Origin of the sequence: Streptomyces sp. NBC_00273 (assembly GCF_036178145.1) — a bacterium.
Classification (GTDB): Bacteria; Actinomycetota; Actinomycetes; order Streptomycetales; family Streptomycetaceae; genus Streptomyces.
In genome coordinates, this window is record NZ_CP108067.1 from 5,974,909 (window position 1) to 5,990,700 (window position 15,792).

Here is a 15,792-nt window from a genome sequence, read left to right on the forward strand (position 1 = left end):
TGCGTCAGTGCACGTTGCCCATCATGGCCTGGACGTTCTTGCGGTACATGTAGACCGCGACACCCGCGAGCACTGCCGCGGCGGCCTGCAGACCGATGATGAGCGTGCCGTTGAGGTCCACGCCGGCCAGCGCGAGCAGACCGGTGGTGCAGTCACCGGCGGTGACCGCGAGGAACCAGACGCCCATCATCTGGGAGGCGTACTTCTGCGGCGCCATCTTGGTGGTGACCGAGAGGCCGACCGGGGAGAGGCACAGCTCGGCGATGGTCTGGATCATGTAGATCGAGACGAGCCACATCGGCGACACCTTGGTGCCGTCGCCCGCCATGCTCATCGGGATGATGAAGATGAAGAAGGACGCGCCGACCAGGACCAGGGCCATCGCGAACTTCACGATGGTGTTCGGCTCCTGGTTCTTGCGGGCCAGCCACAGCCACGCCCAGGCGAAGAGCGGGGCGAGCGCCATGACGAACAGCGGGTTCAGCGCCTGGTACAGGACGGTGGAGGGGGTCCAGCCGAAGATCGAGCCGGTGCTGTTGTCGGCGAACAGGGAGAGCGTCGAGCCACCCTGGTCGTAGATCATCCAGAACGCGGCGGCGGCGACGAAGAACCAGATGTACGCGGACATCTTGGACTGCTCGGGACCCGACAGGGCCTTGTCGCGCTTGATGCGCACCAGCACGGTGACCGGGATGACCAGACCGGCGATCGTGATCGGGTACAGCGCCCAGTTGATGGTGAACATGCCCAGCGCGACCACGGTGCCGTAGAAGGCGCCGATGATCGCCACGGCGGCGACGATCTTGACGACGAGGCTGTTGCGCTCGGGGGCCGTCAGCGGGTTCGGGACGACGCTGCTGGTCGGGCTCAGCGTGCGGCCGAAGATCAGGAACACGGCCAGACCGATGGCCATGCCGATGGCTGCGAGCAGGAAGCCGAGGTGCCAGCTGACGGTCTCACCGACGATGCCGATGACCCAAGGAGCACCGAAGGCGCCCAGGTTGATGCCGATGTAGAAGAGCGTGAAGCCGCCGTCGCGGCGCGGGTCGTCCGGACCGGCGTACAGGTGGCCGACCATCGTGGAGATGTTGGCCTTCAGCAGACCGGAGCCGACCGCGACCAGCAGCAGACCCGCGAAGAACGAGATCTGGCCGGGCAGTGCCAGCGCCACGTGACCAGCCATGATCACGAAGCTGGCGATGGTGACGGTCTTGCGGGCGCCCCAGACGCGGTCGCCGAACCAGCCGCCGGGCATGGCCATCAGGTAGACCATGGCCACGTAGACGGAGTAGATCGCTGTGGCGACACCCATCTTGAAGCCCAAGCCACCGCCCTGGCTCCCGGTCGCGGCGTCCGCACCGCCGGAGACCAAGTACAGGACGAGAAGCGCACGCATGCCGTAGTAGGAGAAGCGCTCCCACATCTCGGTCATGAACAGCGTGGCCAGGCCGATCGGGTGGCCGAGGAGGGTCTTCTCGTGAGCGGGGCTCGGAGAAGCCGTCGTCAGGCTGGAAGCCATGGTCGATCCTTGCTTGCTCGGGACGCATCGGCTTCGTGAGCTCATCCGCGCCCGGTGGGGGGTGGCCGGCACCGGCGGACGGATCTCCCACCCCACGCCTCGGGGCCCGCCCCACGGGGATGGGGGGCGGAAGGACATCCGTAACCGGGATCCACGCCCTCCCGCGCGGTCATCACGCGAGGGGCCCGGCCAACAGGTCATTCACTGTCGTCAAGACGGGCCGGGTGGGCCCCTGAGGGGACTGCCCGTCCGGTTCAGGACAGAAATAGAGACCTTTGTGCTGCTTTTCGGCACAAAGGTCCCTGAGGTATTGCATCAGGCGTCTCGCCACCATACGACACGACACTGCGGCATATGAAAGGACTTGAGAGATGGATCACAAGGCGCGTCGGGAACCGTTCGACCATATTCGAAGGCGCTTAGTAGTTCATAAGCCCAGATAGAGAGGGGTCTTCCCGGGGGCCCCTGGTTTCAGCCGCCGCGGACTACCATCACCCACATGACGCGTGTACTGCTCGCCGAGGACGACGCATCCATCTCGGAACCCCTGGCCCGCGCCCTGCGCCGGGAGGGGTACGAGGTCGAGGTCCGGGAGGACGGCCCCACCGCCCTGGACGCGGGACTTCAGGGCGGCGTCGACCTCGTCGTCCTCGACCTGGGCCTGCCGGGCATGGACGGCCTGGAGGTCGCCCGTCGGCTGCGCGCCGAGGGCCACGGCTTCCCGATCCTGGTCCTCACCGCCCGGGCGGACGAGGTCGACACGGTCGTCGGCCTGGACGCCGGCGCCGACGACTACGTGACCAAGCCCTTCCGACTGGCCGAACTGCTCGCCCGGGTCCGGGCCCTGCTCCGGCGCGGCGCCACCGAGGCCGCCCAGCCCCCCGCCACCCACGGCGTGCGGATCGACGTCGAATCGCACCGGGCCTGGATGGGGGAGGAGGAGCTCCAGCTCACGGCCAAGGAGTTCGACCTGCTGCGGGTCCTGGTCCGCGACGCGGGCCGGGTCGTCACCCGCGACCAACTCATGCGCGAGGTCTGGGACACCACCTGGTGGTCCTCCACCAAGACCCTCGACATGCACATCTCCTGGCTGCGCAAGAAGCTGGGCGACGACGCCGCCAACCCCCGCTACATCGCCACCGTGCGGGGCGTCGGTTTCCGCTTCGAGAAGAGCTGACCGCCTCCTCCGGCCCCACCTGGGGCATGCTCTAGGGCATGCGCCGCCGCCTCATCAACTCCACGCTCGCCGTGGTGCTCGTCGTGATCGCCGTCTTCGGGGTCTCCCTCGTCATCGTGGAGACCCGGACCATCACCAGCAGCGCCCAGGACCGCATCGAGTCCGAGGCGCTGCGGCTCGTGGGCATCGTCGAGGCGAACGTCCTGGAGAAGAAGCCGATCGACCCCGTGGCCCTCGGCGAGCAACTGGACGCCGGCCACCACGCGCGGATCACCGTCCCCGGCCAGCCGGCCGTGAACGTGGGCGCCGCGATCCCCGACGGCGTGATGCGCGGCACCGCCCGCGGGGAGCAGGGCGAGGTCGTGGTCGTCGAGGAGTCCCGCTCGACCGTGACCCGCGAGGTCGGGCGGACCCTGGCCGTGGTCGGCGCGGTGGCCCTGCTGGCCGTCGTGGCGGCCGTCCTGCTCGCCGTACGGCAGGCCAACCGGCTGGCCTCCCCGCTCACCGACCTCGCCGAGACGGCGGAGCGGCTCGGATCGGGCGACCCGCGGCCCCGGCACAAGCGGTACGGGGTCCCCGAGCTGGACCGGGTCGCGGACGTGCTGGACTCCAGCGCCGAGCGGATCGGCCGGATGCTGACGGCCGAGCGGCGCTTGGCCGCGGACGCCTCCCACCAGCTGCGCACCCCGCTCACCGCCCTCTCCATGCGGCTGGAGGAGATCACGGTCACCGACGACCTGGCGACCGTGCGGGAGGAGGCGACGATCGCCCTGACCCAGGTGGAGCGGCTCACGGACGTGGTGCAGCGGCTGCTCACGAACTCGCGGGACCCGCGGACCGGCTCGGCGGTCCCCTTCGACCTGGACGAGGTCGTCAAGCAGCAGGTCGAGGAGTGGCGGCCGGCCTACCGCAGCGCGGGCCGGGCCATCGTGCGCTCCGGACGCCAGGGCGTGCGGGCCGTCGGCACCCCGGGCGCGGTCTCGCAGGTGCTGGCCACCCTGGTGGAGAACGCCCTGATGCACGGCGGCGGGACCGTCGCGCTGCGCACCCGGGTGATCGGCAACCAGGCGGTGCTGGAGGTCACGGACGAGGGACCGGGCGTCCCGCCGGACCTCGGCAACCGGATCTTCGAGCGGGCCATCAGCGGCCGCAACTCCACCGGGATCGGCCTCGCGGTGGCCAGGGACCTCGCGGAGGCGGACGGCGGACGCCTGGAGCTGCTCCAGACGCAGCCGCCGGTGTTCGCGCTGTTCCTCAGCCGGACGGCGCCGGAACGGGCCGAACCGCAGGCCACGGTCCGCTAGGTCCTGTCGTCAAAGTGGCGTCGCGGGCCCGACGGGACTTTGACGACAGGGCCTAGGGGCCGGCGGCACCGAGCGGCGGCACCGAGCGGTACTAGTTGTTCGCGGGTGCCGGCTCGGGGATCGGCTCCGGCCTGCGGTCCGGCTTCGGCAGGGGCGCCGGCTCCGGCATCGGCTCGGCCGGCTCCGCCGGCGCGGGCAGGGCCTTGAAGACCCACGTCCGGTACGACCAGAAGCGGAACACGGTGGCGGTCCCGATGCCGATGAACTTGAACACGTTGCTGGCGAGCGGGCCGTCCCAGCCGAACCCGTAGGTGGCGGTGTAGAGCACACCGCTCTCGATGACCAGGCCGATGCCGCTGAACGCGGCGAACAGGACCAGCTCGCGGGTACGGCCGCTCTGGGCGCGGTCCCGGTAGGCGAAGTAGCGGAAGCCGATGTAGTTCGTGGCGATGGCCACGACGGTGGCTATCACGCTCGCGCGCACCACCTGGAGGTCGGTGGTGTTGCGGATCAGGTTGAAGACACCCAAGTTGACCAGGACACCCAGACCGCCGACCGCCCCGAACTTGGCCACCTCTCGTACGAGGCCGCGTACACGTTCGACGACAGATCCGCCAGGCGTGCTCATCAGTAGGTCAGTCCTGTCGGTCACCGCCCGCTTACGGGGCGTCCGGTGTTCTCCGTCAACCCACCCATGCTAAGTGTCCCCCCTGTGCTACGTCTGTGCCTTCCCGCACCCTGCGACGCACGGCACACGGGGGGATCGGGCCAGGGCCGTATCCATGCGGGTCCCGATGGCCGAATACCGGCGGATACCCTGGAGGAGTGACGTTCCCGGTAGTCGGTATGGTCGGCGGCGGCCAGCTCGCCCGCATGACCCACGAGGCGGGCATCCCCCTCGGCATCAGATTCAAGCTCCTCAGTGACACCCCGCAGGACTCGGCGGCCCAGGTCGTGAGCGACGTCGTCATCGGCGACTATCGCGACCTGGAGACGTTGCGCGCCTTCGCGCGCGGCTGTGACGTGATCACCTTCGACCACGAGCATGTACCCACGGAGCACCTTCGGGCCCTGGAAGCGGACGGCATCCCCGTCCGCCCGGGGCCCGACGCTTTGGTACACGCCCAGGACAAGGGGGTGATGCGCGCCAAGCTCGACGAGATCGGCGCGCCCAGCCCCCGCCACCGGATCGTGAGCGGTCCGGAGGACGTGGCCGCCTTCGCGGAAGAGGTCGGCGGGTTCCCCGTCATCCTCAAGACCGTGCGGGGCGGGTACGACGGCAAGGGGGTGTGGTTCGTCCGCACCCCCGAGGACGCGGCGGCCCCCTTCAATGCGGGCGTCCCGGTCCTCGCGGAGGAGAAGGTCGATTTCGTCCGCGAGCTCGCGGCCAACATCGTCCGCTCCCCGCACGGCCAGGCAGTGGCCTACCCCGTCGTCGAGTCCCGTCAGGTGGACGGGGTCTGCGACACGGTGATCGCCCCGGCCCCGAACCTCTCGGAGGCCCTCGCGGGCGAGGCCCAGGCCCTCGCCCTGCGCATCGCCAAGGAACTCGGCGTGACCGGCCACCTGGCCGTTGAGCTGTTCGAGACCACCGACGGCCGGATCCTGGTCAACGAGCTGGCGATGCGTCCGCACAACAGCGGCCACTGGACCCAGGACGGGGCCGTGACCTCGCAGTTCGCCAACCACGTGCGCGCGGTCCTGGACCTTCCGCTGGGCGACCCGCGCCCCCGCGCCCCGTGGACGGTCATGGCGAACGTGCTGGGCGGGGACTACCCCGACATGTACGCGGCGTACCTGCACTGCATGGCCCACGACCCCCAGCTCAAGATCCATATGTACGGCAAGGACGTGAAACACGGTCGCAAGGTCGGCCACGTCAACACCTACGGCGACGACCTGGACGATGTGCTGGAGCGCGCACGTCACGCTGCCGATTACCTCAGAGGAACGGTCACCGCATGAGCACCACCGCAGCCCCCGTCATCGGCATCGTCATGGGCTCCGACTCGGACTGGCCCGTCATGGAGGCGGCCGCCCAGGCCCTCGACGAGTTCGAGATCCCCTACGAGGTCGACGTCGTGTCCGCCCACCGGATGCCGCGCGAGATGATCGCGTACGGGGAGCGGGCCGCGGACCGCGGCCTGAAGGCGATCATCGCGGGTGCGGGCGGCGCCGCCCACCTGCCCGGCATGCTCGCCTCGGTCACCCCGCTGCCGGTCATCGGCGTGCCGGTGCCGCTGAAGTACCTCGACGGCATGGACTCGCTGCTGTCGATCGTCCAGATGCCCGCGGGGGTTCCCGTCGCCACCGTCTCGGTCGCCGGGGCGCGCAACGCGGGCCTGCTGGCCGTACGGATGCTGGCCGCCCACGACCCGGAGCTGCTGGTCCGGATGAACGACTTTCTGCAGGAGCTCAACGACCAGGCCACCGAGAAGGGCAAGCGGCTGCGTACGAAGGTCGCGAACGCGGAGTCCTTCGGGTTCGGAAAGTGAGCGCGGCGCAGCGTCTGGACGAGGCGCGCGAGCTGCTGGCCGAACACCCCGTCGTGGACGGCCACAACGACCTGCCCTGGGCGCTGCGCGAGCAGGTGCGTTACGACCTGGCGCGACGGGACATCGCGGGCGACCAGTCCGCCCACCTGCACACCGACATCCCGCGGCTGCGCGCCGGCGGGGTCGGCGCGCAGTTCTGGTCCGTCTACGTGCGTTCCGACTACGCCGGTGACGAGGCGGTCAGCGCCACCCTGGAGCAGATCGACGTCGTCGCCCAGCTGATCGACCGCTATCCCGGCGACCTCGTGCGGGCGCTGACGGCGGACGACATGGAGGCGGCCCGCGCCGACGGCCGGATCGCCTCGCTGATGGGTGCCGAGGGCGGCCACTCCATCAACAACTCGCTGGCCACCCTGCGCGCCCTGCACCAGCTGGGCGTGCGGTACATGACGCTCACGCACAACGACAACATCGACTGGGCGGACTCGGCGACCGACGAGCCCCGGCACGGCGGCCTGACCGACTTCGGCCGCGAGGTCGTCCGCGAGATGAACCGGGTCGGCATGCTGGTGGACCTCTCGCACGTCGCGGCGACGACGATGCGGGACGCGATCGCGGTCTCGGCCGCGCCGGTGGTGTTCTCGCACTCCTCGGCGCGGGCGGTCTGCGACCACCCCCGCAACATCCCCGACGACGTGCTCGCGACGCTGCCGGGCAACGGCGGGGTGGCCATGGCCACCTTCGTGCCGAAGTTCATCCTCCCGGCAGCCGTCGAGTGGACCCTGGCCGCGGACGAGAACCTGCGGGCGCACGGTTTCCACCACCTGGACACCACCCCCGAGGCCATGGCCCTGCACCGGGCCTTCGAGGAGGGGCGCCCGCGCCCGGTGGCCACGGCCGCGACGGTGGCCGACCACCTGGACCACATGCGCGAGGTGGCCGGCATCGACCACATCGGCATCGGCGGGGACTACGACGGCACGGCCTTCACCCCGTCCGGCCTGGACGACGTGGCGGGTTACCCGAACCTCGTCGCCGAGCTGCTCGCGCGCGGCTGGTCCAAGGCCGATCTGGCGAAGCTGACCTGGACCAACGCGGTACGGGTGCTGCGCGACGCGGAGTCGGTGTCCCGCGACCTGTCGGCCTCCCGGGGCCCGTCGAACGCGGTGATCCGGTAGCGGAAGCGGTGCCCGGCGGGCGCGGTGACAGGGCGACCTGCGGGGTCACTCGAACGCTGCGTCCGCCGGGCGGCCCTGCCGTCCCGCGTGTCACGGTGGCACCACCTCTTCCCTGCTGCCGCCGAGACCGGAGCGAACGCCATGGCCGACCTGCAGGATGAACCCAACTCCGTGGGCATCGGAGCCGAAGACCTCCCCGCACCCGCGGCAGCGGTGGCGGCGGGCGCCCTCGACCGGGCCGTCGCGCTGCTGGCCGTCCATCCCGTGGTCGACGGGTGCAACACCCTGGTCCGCACGCTGCACCAGAGCCCGTACCACGACATCGATACCTCGGACACGGGTGTGGACACGGACATCCCGCGGCTGCGCGCCGGGGGAGTGGGGGCCCAGTTCTGGTCCCTGCTCGTGCCGTCGGGGCGGGCGCACGAGGACGCCCCCGGTGACCAGGTGCTCTCCGACACGCTGGACCAGATCGACACGGCGCTGACCCTGATGCGCAGTTACCCGAACAGCCTCTGCCTGGCCCTCAGCGCCGACGACCTGGCGGACGCCCGCAACCGGGGCCGCATCGCCTCGTTCCTGGGCCCGGTGCCCGGCCGCACGCTGACCGGATCGCTGGGCGCACTGCGTGCTTTCCACGCGCTGGGCGTACGGATCCTCGCGCCCGCGGGTGCGCCCTGGGCGCAGGAGGAGTTGACGGCCTTCGGCCACGAGGTGGTCCGCGAGGCGAACCGGCTGGCGATCCTGCTGGACCTCACGGGCTGTGCGTCGGCGGTCGCCTGCCGGGTCGCGGGGGCCTCGAAGGCGCCGGTGATCATCTCGAACACGGGGGCGGCCTCGCTGAACCCGCATCCGGGGAACGTGACCGACGAGGTCCTGGCCGTGCTGCGGGAGGCGAACGGCCTGGCGATGGTCACCTTCGACACCGCGCGCACCGGGGACTCCCTGCACGCGGTGGCGGACCACCTGGACCACGTACGGGCCATCGCGGGCCCGCACGGCGTCGGACTCGGCGCCACCTTCGGCACCGGACCGGGCCACCCCCGCCCGACGGGCCTGACCGACCCCTCGGGCTATCCGCGGCTCATCGCGGAACTCCTGGAGCGCGGCTGGCCGGAATCCGAGGTGGCCCTGCTGACCTGGGGCAACGCCCAGCGCGTCCTGCGCGACGCGGAGTTCACCTCCCGCGCCGCCGCCCACCGCCGCTAAATCAGCCCCGCCGGCGTTTGAGGCGCGGGGTCCGGGGCGGAGCCCCGGCAACGGCGCCGCACTGGTGAACGCTCAGGCCCGCGGGCGACCCATCGCCCGGTACGTCCAGCCCGCGGCACGCCACCGCACCGGGTCCAGCGCGTTGCGGCCGTCCAGGACGAGGCGGTCGGTCACCACGCCGGCCAGCTCCGCCGGGTCGAGGTCACGGAACTCGCGCCACTCGGTGAGGTGCAGGACGACCTCCGCGCCCCGGGCCGCCGCCAGCGCGGAGTCCGCGTAGCCGAGGGTCGGGAAGACGCGGCGGGCGTTGTCCATGCCCTTGGGGTCGTAGACGGTGACCTGGCCGCCCTGGAGGTGGATCTGCCCGGCCACGTTCAGCGCGGGGGAGTCCCGTACGTCGTCGGAGTCCGGCTTGAAGGTGGCTCCGAGCACGGCGACCCGCTTGCCGAGGAAGGAACCGCCCACGGCGTCCCGGGCCAGCTCGACCATGTGCCCGCGGCGCCGCATGTTGATGGAGTCGACCTCGCGCAGGAAGGTGAGTGCCTGGTCGGCGCCCAGCTCACCGGCGCGCGCCATGAAGGCCCGGATGTCCTTGGGCAGGCAGCCGCCGCCGAAGCCGATCCCGGCGCGCAGGAACTTCGCGCCGATCCGCTCGTCGTAGCCGATGGCCTCGGCCAGCTTGACCACGTCGCCGCCGCCGGCCTCGCACACCTCCGCCATCGCGTTGATGAAGGAGATCTTCGTCGCGAGGAAGGAGTTCGCAGCGGTCTTCACCAGCTCCGCGGTCGGGAAGTCGGTGATCACCAGCGGGGTGCCCTCCGACATCGGCGTCTCGTACACCTCCCGCAGCAGCTTCTCGGCGCGCTCGCCCTGGACGCCGATCACGATCCGGTCGGGGTGCAGGGTGTCCTCCACCGCGAAGCCCTCCCGCAGGAACTCCGGGTTCCAGGCCAGCTCCACGTCCGCGCCCGCCGGGGCCAGCTCCGCGAGCTTCACCGCGAGCCGCTCCGCCGAGCCCACCGGCACCGTGGACTTGCCGACCACCAGGACCGGCCGCGTCAGGTACGGGGCCAGCGAGGCCATCGCGGAGTCCACGTAGGACATGTCGCAGGCGTACTCGCCGTGCTTCTGCGGGGTGTTCACGCAGACGAAGTGGACGTCGCCGAAGGCGCCGACCTCCTCGTAGGAGGTAGTGAAGCGCAGCCGGCCGGTCGAGCCCGGCAGTCCGGCCACGTGCTTGGCCAGCAGTTCCTCCAGCCCGGGCTCGTACATCGGGACCCGGCCCGAGGCCAGCATCTCGATCTTCTCGGGCACCACGTCCAGCCCCAGCACCTCGAATCCCAGCTCCGCCATCGCGGCTGCGTGGGTCGCACCGAGGTATCCGGTGCCGATCACAGTGATCTTGAGGGGGGCCATGGGTGCTCCAGAGGTGCGGGGCCGTTTGCGGCCACTGAGCATAGTCGGGCCCACCAGCGGGGACGTTCCCCAGGAGACCGCCGCTGTCACCCATCTCACGTGGTCCGTCCATATCGCCATCCGTGACCGGACCACTAGGCTTGGGTTACTTAACGGTAGTTAGCATCACGCATCACCCTGGGGAGTGAGAGATCTTGGCGGGTTCTGCCGACTTCGACCTGTACCGCCCGGCCGAGGAGCACGACATGCTCCGCGAGTCGGTCCGCTCGCTCGCCGAGGCGAAGATCCTGCCGTTCGCCGCCGCGGTCGACGAGGAATCCCGCTTCCCGCAGGAGGCCCTGGACGCCCTGGTCTCCAGCGACCTGCACGCCGTCCACGTTCCCGAGACCTACGGCGGCGCGGGTGCCGACGCCCTCGCCACCGTGATCGTGATCGAGGAAGTGGCCCGCGTCTGCGCCTCCTCCTCCCTCATCCCGGCCGTGAACAAGCTCGGCTCGCTCCCGGTGATCCTCTCCGGTTCCGAGGAGCTCAAGGCCAAGTACCTCGGCCCGCTGGCCAAGGGCGACGCGATGTTCTCGTACGCGCTCTCCGAGCCGGACGCGGGCTCCGACGCCGCCGGCATGAAGACCCGCGCCGTGCGCGACGGGGACTTCTGGGTGCTCAACGGCGTCAAGCGCTGGATCACCAACGCGGGCGTCTCCGAGTACTACACGGTCATGGCCGTCACCGACCCGGAGAAGCGCTCCAAGGGCATCAGCGCCTTCGTCGTCGAGAAGTCCGACGAGGGCGTGTCCTTCGGTGCCCCGGAGAAGAAGCTCGGCATCAAGGGCTCCCCGACGCGCGAGGTCTACCTCGACAACGTGCGGATCCCGGCCGACCGCATGATCGGCGCCGAGGGCACCGGCTTCGCCACCGCGATGAAGACCCTGGACCACACCCGCATCACCATCGCGGCCCAGGCGCTCGGCATCGCCCAGGGCGCCCTGGACTACGCCAAGGGCTACGTCCAGGAGCGCAAGCAGTTCGGCAAGCCGATCGGCGACTTCCAGGGCGTGCAGTTCATGCTCGCGGACATGGCCATGAAGATCGAGGCCGCCCGCCAGCTGACCTACTCGGCCGCCGCGAAGTCCGAGCGCGTCTCCGCCGGAGGCGACAAGGAGGACCTGACCTTCTTCGGTGCCGCGGCCAAGTGCTTCGCCTCCGACGTGGCCATGGAGGTCACCACGGACGCCGTCCAGCTCCTCGGCGGCTACGGCTACACCCGCGACTACCCGGTGGAGCGCATGATGCGCGATGCCAAGATCACCCAGATCTACGAGGGCACCAACCAGGTCCAGCGGATCGTCATGGCCCGCAACCTGCCGTAGCGGCCCCACCCCCGCCGAAACGCGTGGCTCCCGGCGCATGCCCGGGGGCCGCGTGCGAGGTGGCCGGCGGCGCACCCTAGGCTGTGCGCCGGTCGGCCCCGGGGGCGGGGTTCAGGGGGGAGCAGGATGTCTACAGAACGTCAGATATCGGGCATGCTCCGACAGATCGCCCGGCAGCAGGACGTCATCGAGATCGGCCCGCAGGGTTCCCGCCCGAAGGCGGCCGCCCTCGCGTACGCGGCGGAGCAGTACGGCTACGCGTACGGCTCGGCGCACGCGACCGGGTACAAGGACGCGCAGATCCTCCTGCGGATGTACCGGGACCCGAGCCCCGAGGCGCGCTCCCGCGAGGCGGCCACCCTCACCGCCCATCCGCGGGCGGGGATCGGCGGGACGGTGCCGGGGCTGGAACCGGGGTCGCTGAAGCCCGTCCCCGAGGCGGCCGGCGCCGTGGCCGTGCTGAAGGACCTCATCGCCTTCGACCTCGCGGCCCGCTTCGTCACCAGCCGGGGCCAGATGGTGCTGTGCTACCTCGCCTGCGTGCTCGTGACAGCGCTCCAGCTCGCCACCGGCCCGCTGGTCGAGGCGGTCGCCTCCGGCGGGAGCCTCCTGGTGATCCTGACCGTGGCGCTGAAGGCGGGTCAGATCCACCGGGAGAAGCTGGCCCGACGCCTGACGGAAGCCGGGTTCTTCGCGGTGCGCGACGAGCAGGGCAGGCAGCGGTTCCTGCGCCCGGGGCAGCAGTTGCCCGGCCACGCGAACCCGTTCGCCGCCTGAGGCCCTGGCCTGCGGTGCAGGCGGACGCACACATCGCCCGTGGGGGGTACCCGCATGGGCTAAATTTGGACCTTCGTACGCCGGAATCGGTTGGGGAGAACGCAATGACGGAAGCGATCCTGCTGGTCGGCGGACAAGGGACGCGCCTGCGACCCGTGACGGTGAACACGCCCAAGCCGATGGTCCCCACGGCCGGTGTCCCGTTCCTCGCCCACCAGATAGCCAGGGCCGCCGCCGCCGGTGTCACGCACATCGTGATGGCCACCTGCTACCTCGCCGAGGTCTTCGAGCCCTACTTCGGCGACGGATCCGACTTCGGCCTCAGCCTCGAATACGTGGTCGAGGACGAGCCGCTCGGGACCGGCGGCGCCATCCGCAACGCCGGAGAGCGCCTGACCGGCGGCCCGGACTCCTCCGTCCTCGTCTTCAACGGCGACATCCTCACCGGCCTGGACATCGCCGGGCTGGTCGAGTCGCACGAGGCGGCCGACGCCGACGTCTCCCTGCACCTGGTCCGGGTCGAAGACCCGCGCGCCTTCGGCCTGGTCCCCACCGACTCCGAGGGGCGGGTGCTGGCCTTCACCGAGAAGCCGCAGACCCCCGAGGAGATCATCACCGACCAGATCAACGCCGGCTGCTACGTCTTCCGCCGCAGCGTGATCGACTCCATCCCGGCCGGCCGCCCGGTCTCCGTCGAGCGCGAGACCTTCCCCGGCCTGCTCGCCGCCGGGGCCAAGCTGCACGGCGTCACCGAGAACACCTACTGGATGGACCTCGGCAAGCCCGAGTCGATCATCCAGGCCTCCGCCGACCTCGTACGCGGCGTGGTCTCCTCCCCGGCCGTCCCCGGCCGCCGCGGCGAGTCCCTGGTCCTGCCCGGCGCCGAGGTGGCCGCCGGCGCCAAGCTGTCGGGGGGCACCGTCGTGGGCGCGGGCGCCCGGATCGGGGCCGGAGCGGTCGTCCAGGGCTCCATCGTCCTCGACGACGCCGTCATCGGCCCGGACGCCCAGGTGAACGCCAGCCTGATCGGCGCCCGCGCCGCGGTCGGCGCGCGGACCGTCCTCGACGCCGTCGTCATCGGCGACGGCGCCACCGTGGGGGCCGACAACGAACTGCGCGGCGGCGCCCGCGTGTGGTGCGACGCGCAGCTGCCCGCCGCCGCCATCCGCTTCTCCCCGGACGCCTGATCCGGGGAGCGGGCAGCGCGCGGTCCGGGCGCGCTGCCGTCAGTTGCCGCGGACGGTGACCTTCTCGTCGTTCTGGATCTGCTTCACCAGCTGCTGCACCTTCGCCTTGTCCCAGACGAGGTTGCCGCCGCGCTGGCCGGAGATCGGCATGTTCATCGACACGCCGTCACCGCCGTTGACGCCCTTCATCGCGAAGAACATCTGGCCCATGTCGTACAGGCCCATGTCCTTGTCCACGACGAGGGTGTCCAGGCCCGCACCCAGCATCGGGTAGAGCGCGAACGGGTTGAGGATCGTCGACGGCGTCGCGGCCTGGCTGGCCAGCGCCGACAGGAACTTCTGCTGGTTCTTCGTCCGCTGGAGGTCGGACTCGGCGAAGGCGTACCGGGTCCGTACGAAGGCCAGGGACTGCTCGCCGTTCAGGGTCTGCTTGCCGGCCTTGAAGTCGGCACCCGACTTCTCGTCCTTGAAGCCCTCCTCGATGTTCAGCTCCACGCCGCCCAGCGCGTCCACGATGTTCGCGAAGCCGGCGAAGCCGATCTCCGCGTAGTGGTCGATGCGCAGGCCCGTGTTGTGCTCCACCGTCCGCACGAGCAGCTCGGGGCCGTCCTCCGCGTACGCGGCGTTGAGCTTGACCCGCCGCCCCTGCGCGGGGAACGTCTTGCCGGACTGGGAGCCGACGAAGGAGGGGATCTCCACGTCCGAGTCGCGCGGCAGCGAGATCATGGTGTTCCCGCTGGAGCACTTCGCCAGGATCATCATCGAGTCGGTCCGCTTGCCCTCGGCCGAGCCCGTGTGGAGCTTCTTCTTCTCCTCGTCGGACATGCCCTCACGGCTGTCCGAGCCCACGATCAGGTACGTCGTGCAGTCGCCCTCCTTCGGGCGCTCGATGACCTTGGAGAGGTCCACCTCGCGGCGCACCTTGGAGTCGGCCCAGAAGTACGTGGCGACGGACGTCACGAGGAGCGCGGAGACCAGCACGATCGAGCCGACCTTGATCCGCTTGCGCCAGTCCGGCGCGGGACCGGGCGCCCGCCCGGGGCGGCCGGGCCCGGACGGCCCGCCGGGGCCCGCCGGTCCGCCCGGAGCGCCGCCCTGCGGAGCCCCGTAGACCTGGCCGGTGTTGTAGCCGCTGTCGTAACCGCCGTAGGTGTCGTGGCCGCCCGCCTGCTGCGGGGGTACGCCGTACGCGGGCGGCGGGCCCGCCGGGCGCTGCGGGCGCGGGGGCTGCGCGGGCCGGGGCTGCTGCTGCGGCTGCTGCTGCCGCTGGACGTGCCGCATCCGCTGCACGCCCTCGGGCTGCGGCTGCGCGCTGCCGCGCCCGTACGCGTCGTCACGACCTTCTGGCCAGTCATTCATGCGCCCAAGAATGCCTGCCCGGGTGCGTGCTCCGACAGCCCGGTCCACATTCCGTTCCGCTGCTGTTGCAGAGCTGATGCCTCCGTGAGCCATCTCGACGGCGTCCTGCCGGGCGGGCCGTCCTCGCGGTGTCCGCCACGCCCGCCCGCCGCCTTCCCCTCGGTCCCCGACGCCCCGCGTCGACTCCCTCCTCGGCCTCGCGGGCGCACGCCCGCGCACCACCGCCTGATCAGGCCCGATCGACGGGACACCCCCTAAGGTGTCCGTATGACACAGATACCGGGCGAGCTGCCCGGGAAGCCCACCGCAGCCTCCCGGACGACCCTCAGCCACATCATGACCGCCAACGACACCAACCTCCTCGGCACGGTGCACGGCGGCGTGATCATGAAGCTGGTGGACGACGCGGCCGGTGCCGTGGCCGGCCGCCACTCCGGCGGCCCGGCGGTCACCGCCTCCATGGACGAGATGGCCTTCCTCGCGCCCGTGCGCGTGGGCGACCTCGTCCACGTGAAGGCCCAGTGCAACTGGACCGGCCGCTCCTCCATGGAGATCGGCGTACGCGTCCTCGCGGAGCGGTGGAACGAGTCCACTCCCGCCACCCAGGTCGGCACCGCCTACCTCGTCTTCGCCGCGGTCGACGCCGACGGCAAGCCCCGCGAGGTCCCGCCCGTCCTCCCGGAGACGGAACAGGACGAGCGGCGCTACCAGGAGGCCCAGATCCGCCGCACCCACCGGCTCGCCCGCCGCCAGGCGATCATGGCGCTGCGCGAGGAGCGGGCGGCCCAGGGCTTCGACGACTGA

Annotated in this window: 14 protein-coding genes; 10 read left to right on the forward strand and 4 right to left on the reverse strand. The window is 71.0% G+C overall.

The genetic code is table 11. The features are described 5' to 3' along the window. Nucleotides 1–4 precede the first annotated feature (4 nt). Nucleotides 5–1,519, reverse strand: a complete 1,515-nt coding sequence (locus OG386_RS26415; RefSeq protein WP_328790188.1) for a peptide MFS transporter — start codon at nucleotides 1,517–1,519, stop codon at nucleotides 5–7. 499 nt (nucleotides 1,520–2,018) lie between these two features. On the opposite strand from OG386_RS26415, the gene OG386_RS26420 reads away from it, so the two are divergent. Both OG386_RS26420 and OG386_RS26425 read left to right on the forward strand, forming a co-directional pair. Beyond that, nucleotides 2,019–2,696 carry a response regulator transcription factor gene (locus OG386_RS26420; protein WP_030961403.1) on the forward strand — a complete coding sequence of 226 codons (678 nt, stop codon included), beginning with the start codon at nucleotides 2,019–2,021 and terminating at the stop codon, nucleotides 2,694–2,696. Between the two features lie 38 nt (nucleotides 2,697–2,734). Beyond that, a complete protein-coding gene (locus tag OG386_RS26425) occupies nucleotides 2,735–4,000 on the forward strand; it encodes an ATP-binding protein (protein WP_328790189.1) in 1,266 nt (421 codons plus the stop codon). Between the two features lie 91 nt (nucleotides 4,001–4,091). Here OG386_RS26425 and OG386_RS26430 read toward each other — a convergent pair whose 3' ends face one another. Next, complete coding sequence (locus tag OG386_RS26430) at nucleotides 4,092–4,628, reverse strand: GtrA family protein (RefSeq protein ID WP_328790190.1); 537 nt, start codon at nucleotides 4,626–4,628, stop codon at nucleotides 4,092–4,094. Nucleotides 4,629–4,825: 197 nt separating this feature from the next. Here OG386_RS26430 and OG386_RS26435 point away from each other — a divergent pair, with 197 nt between their 5' ends. From OG386_RS26435 to OG386_RS26450, 4 genes are all read left to right on the forward strand, one after another. Then, nucleotides 4,826–5,965, forward strand: coding sequence for a 5-(carboxyamino)imidazole ribonucleotide synthase (locus OG386_RS26435; RefSeq protein ID WP_443053200.1), 1,140 nt, complete (start codon nucleotides 4,826–4,828; stop codon nucleotides 5,963–5,965). After that, entirely contained in the window at nucleotides 5,962–6,495 is a 534-nt protein-coding gene (gene purE / locus OG386_RS26440; RefSeq protein WP_328790191.1) for a 5-(carboxyamino)imidazole ribonucleotide mutase, read from the forward strand. Before OG386_RS26435 ends, purE begins: the two co-directional genes overlap by 4 nt. Next, on the forward strand, nucleotides 6,492–7,673 hold the full coding sequence (locus OG386_RS26445) for a dipeptidase (RefSeq protein ID WP_328790192.1): 1,182 nt from the start codon (nucleotides 6,492–6,494) through the stop codon (nucleotides 7,671–7,673). The genes purE and OG386_RS26445 overlap by 4 nt, the downstream gene beginning before the upstream one ends. Nucleotides 7,674–7,814: 141 nt before the next feature. Continuing rightward, a complete protein-coding gene (locus tag OG386_RS26450) occupies nucleotides 7,815–8,882 on the forward strand; it encodes a membrane dipeptidase (protein WP_328790193.1) in 1,068 nt (355 codons plus the stop codon). Between the two features lie 72 nt (nucleotides 8,883–8,954). Here OG386_RS26450 and OG386_RS26455 read toward each other — a convergent pair whose 3' ends face one another. Beyond that, nucleotides 8,955–10,298: a UDP-glucose dehydrogenase family protein gene (locus OG386_RS26455; protein WP_328790194.1), complete on the reverse strand. Its 1,344-nt coding sequence runs from the start codon at nucleotides 10,296–10,298 to the stop codon at nucleotides 8,955–8,957. Between the two features lie 194 nt (nucleotides 10,299–10,492). On the opposite strand from OG386_RS26455, the gene OG386_RS26460 reads away from it, so the two are divergent. The 3 genes from OG386_RS26460 (at nucleotide 10,493) to OG386_RS26470 (ending at nucleotide 13,629) form a co-directional block, all read left to right on the forward strand. Next, nucleotides 10,493–11,665, forward strand: coding sequence for an acyl-CoA dehydrogenase (locus tag OG386_RS26460; RefSeq protein ID WP_202201300.1), 1,173 nt, complete (start codon nucleotides 10,493–10,495; stop codon nucleotides 11,663–11,665). Nucleotides 11,666–11,791: 126 nt separating this feature from the next. Continuing rightward, on the forward strand, nucleotides 11,792–12,442 hold the full coding sequence (locus tag OG386_RS26465) for a hypothetical protein (RefSeq protein ID WP_328790195.1): 651 nt from the start codon (nucleotides 11,792–11,794) through the stop codon (nucleotides 12,440–12,442). A 104-nt stretch (nucleotides 12,443–12,546) separates the two neighbouring features. Then, the gene (locus tag OG386_RS26470) at nucleotides 12,547–13,629 is read left to right on the forward strand and encodes an NDP-sugar synthase (RefSeq protein WP_327385121.1); all 1,083 of its coding nucleotides are present in this window, start codon (nucleotides 12,547–12,549) and stop codon (nucleotides 13,627–13,629) included. A 39-nt stretch (nucleotides 13,630–13,668) separates the two neighbouring features. Here OG386_RS26470 and OG386_RS26475 read toward each other — a convergent pair whose 3' ends face one another. Beyond that, a complete protein-coding gene (locus OG386_RS26475) occupies nucleotides 13,669–14,988 on the reverse strand; it encodes an LCP family protein (RefSeq protein ID WP_328790196.1) in 1,320 nt (439 codons plus the stop codon). 267 nt (nucleotides 14,989–15,255) lie between these two features. Between OG386_RS26475 and OG386_RS26480 the strand changes: the two genes are divergently transcribed. Further along, nucleotides 15,256–15,792 (forward strand): acyl-CoA thioesterase, encoded by a 537-nt coding sequence (locus OG386_RS26480; RefSeq protein WP_030014427.1) that lies wholly within the window; start codon nucleotides 15,256–15,258, stop codon nucleotides 15,790–15,792.

Excerpts from the sequence above, each read along its gene's own strand:
- OG386_RS26415 (WP_328790188.1), bottom strand. The coding sequence starts at position 1,519 with ATGGCTTCCAGCCTGACGACGGCTTCTCCGAGCCCCGCTCACGAGAAG.
- OG386_RS26420 (WP_030961403.1), top strand. The coding sequence starts at position 2,019 with ATGACGCGTGTACTGCTCGCCGAGGACGACGCATCCATCTCGGAACCC.
- OG386_RS26425 (WP_328790189.1), top strand. The coding sequence starts at position 2,735 with ATGCGCCGCCGCCTCATCAACTCCACGCTCGCCGTGGTGCTCGTCGTG.
- OG386_RS26430 (WP_328790190.1), bottom strand. The coding sequence starts at position 4,628 with ATGAGCACGCCTGGCGGATCTGTCGTCGAACGTGTACGCGGCCTCGTA.
- purE (WP_328790191.1), top strand. The coding sequence starts at position 5,962 with ATGAGCACCACCGCAGCCCCCGTCATCGGCATCGTCATGGGCTCCGAC.
- OG386_RS26450 (WP_328790193.1), top strand. The coding sequence starts at position 7,815 with ATGGCCGACCTGCAGGATGAACCCAACTCCGTGGGCATCGGAGCCGAA.
- OG386_RS26455 (WP_328790194.1), bottom strand. The coding sequence starts at position 10,298 with ATGGCCCCCCTCAAGATCACTGTGATCGGCACCGGATACCTCGGTGCG.
- OG386_RS26465 (WP_328790195.1), top strand. The coding sequence starts at position 11,792 with ATGTCTACAGAACGTCAGATATCGGGCATGCTCCGACAGATCGCCCGG.
- OG386_RS26470 (WP_327385121.1), top strand. The coding sequence starts at position 12,547 with ATGACGGAAGCGATCCTGCTGGTCGGCGGACAAGGGACGCGCCTGCGA.
- OG386_RS26475 (WP_328790196.1), bottom strand. The coding sequence starts at position 14,988 with ATGAATGACTGGCCAGAAGGTCGTGACGACGCGTACGGGCGCGGCAGC.
- OG386_RS26480 (WP_030014427.1), top strand. The coding sequence starts at position 15,256 with ATGACACAGATACCGGGCGAGCTGCCCGGGAAGCCCACCGCAGCCTCC.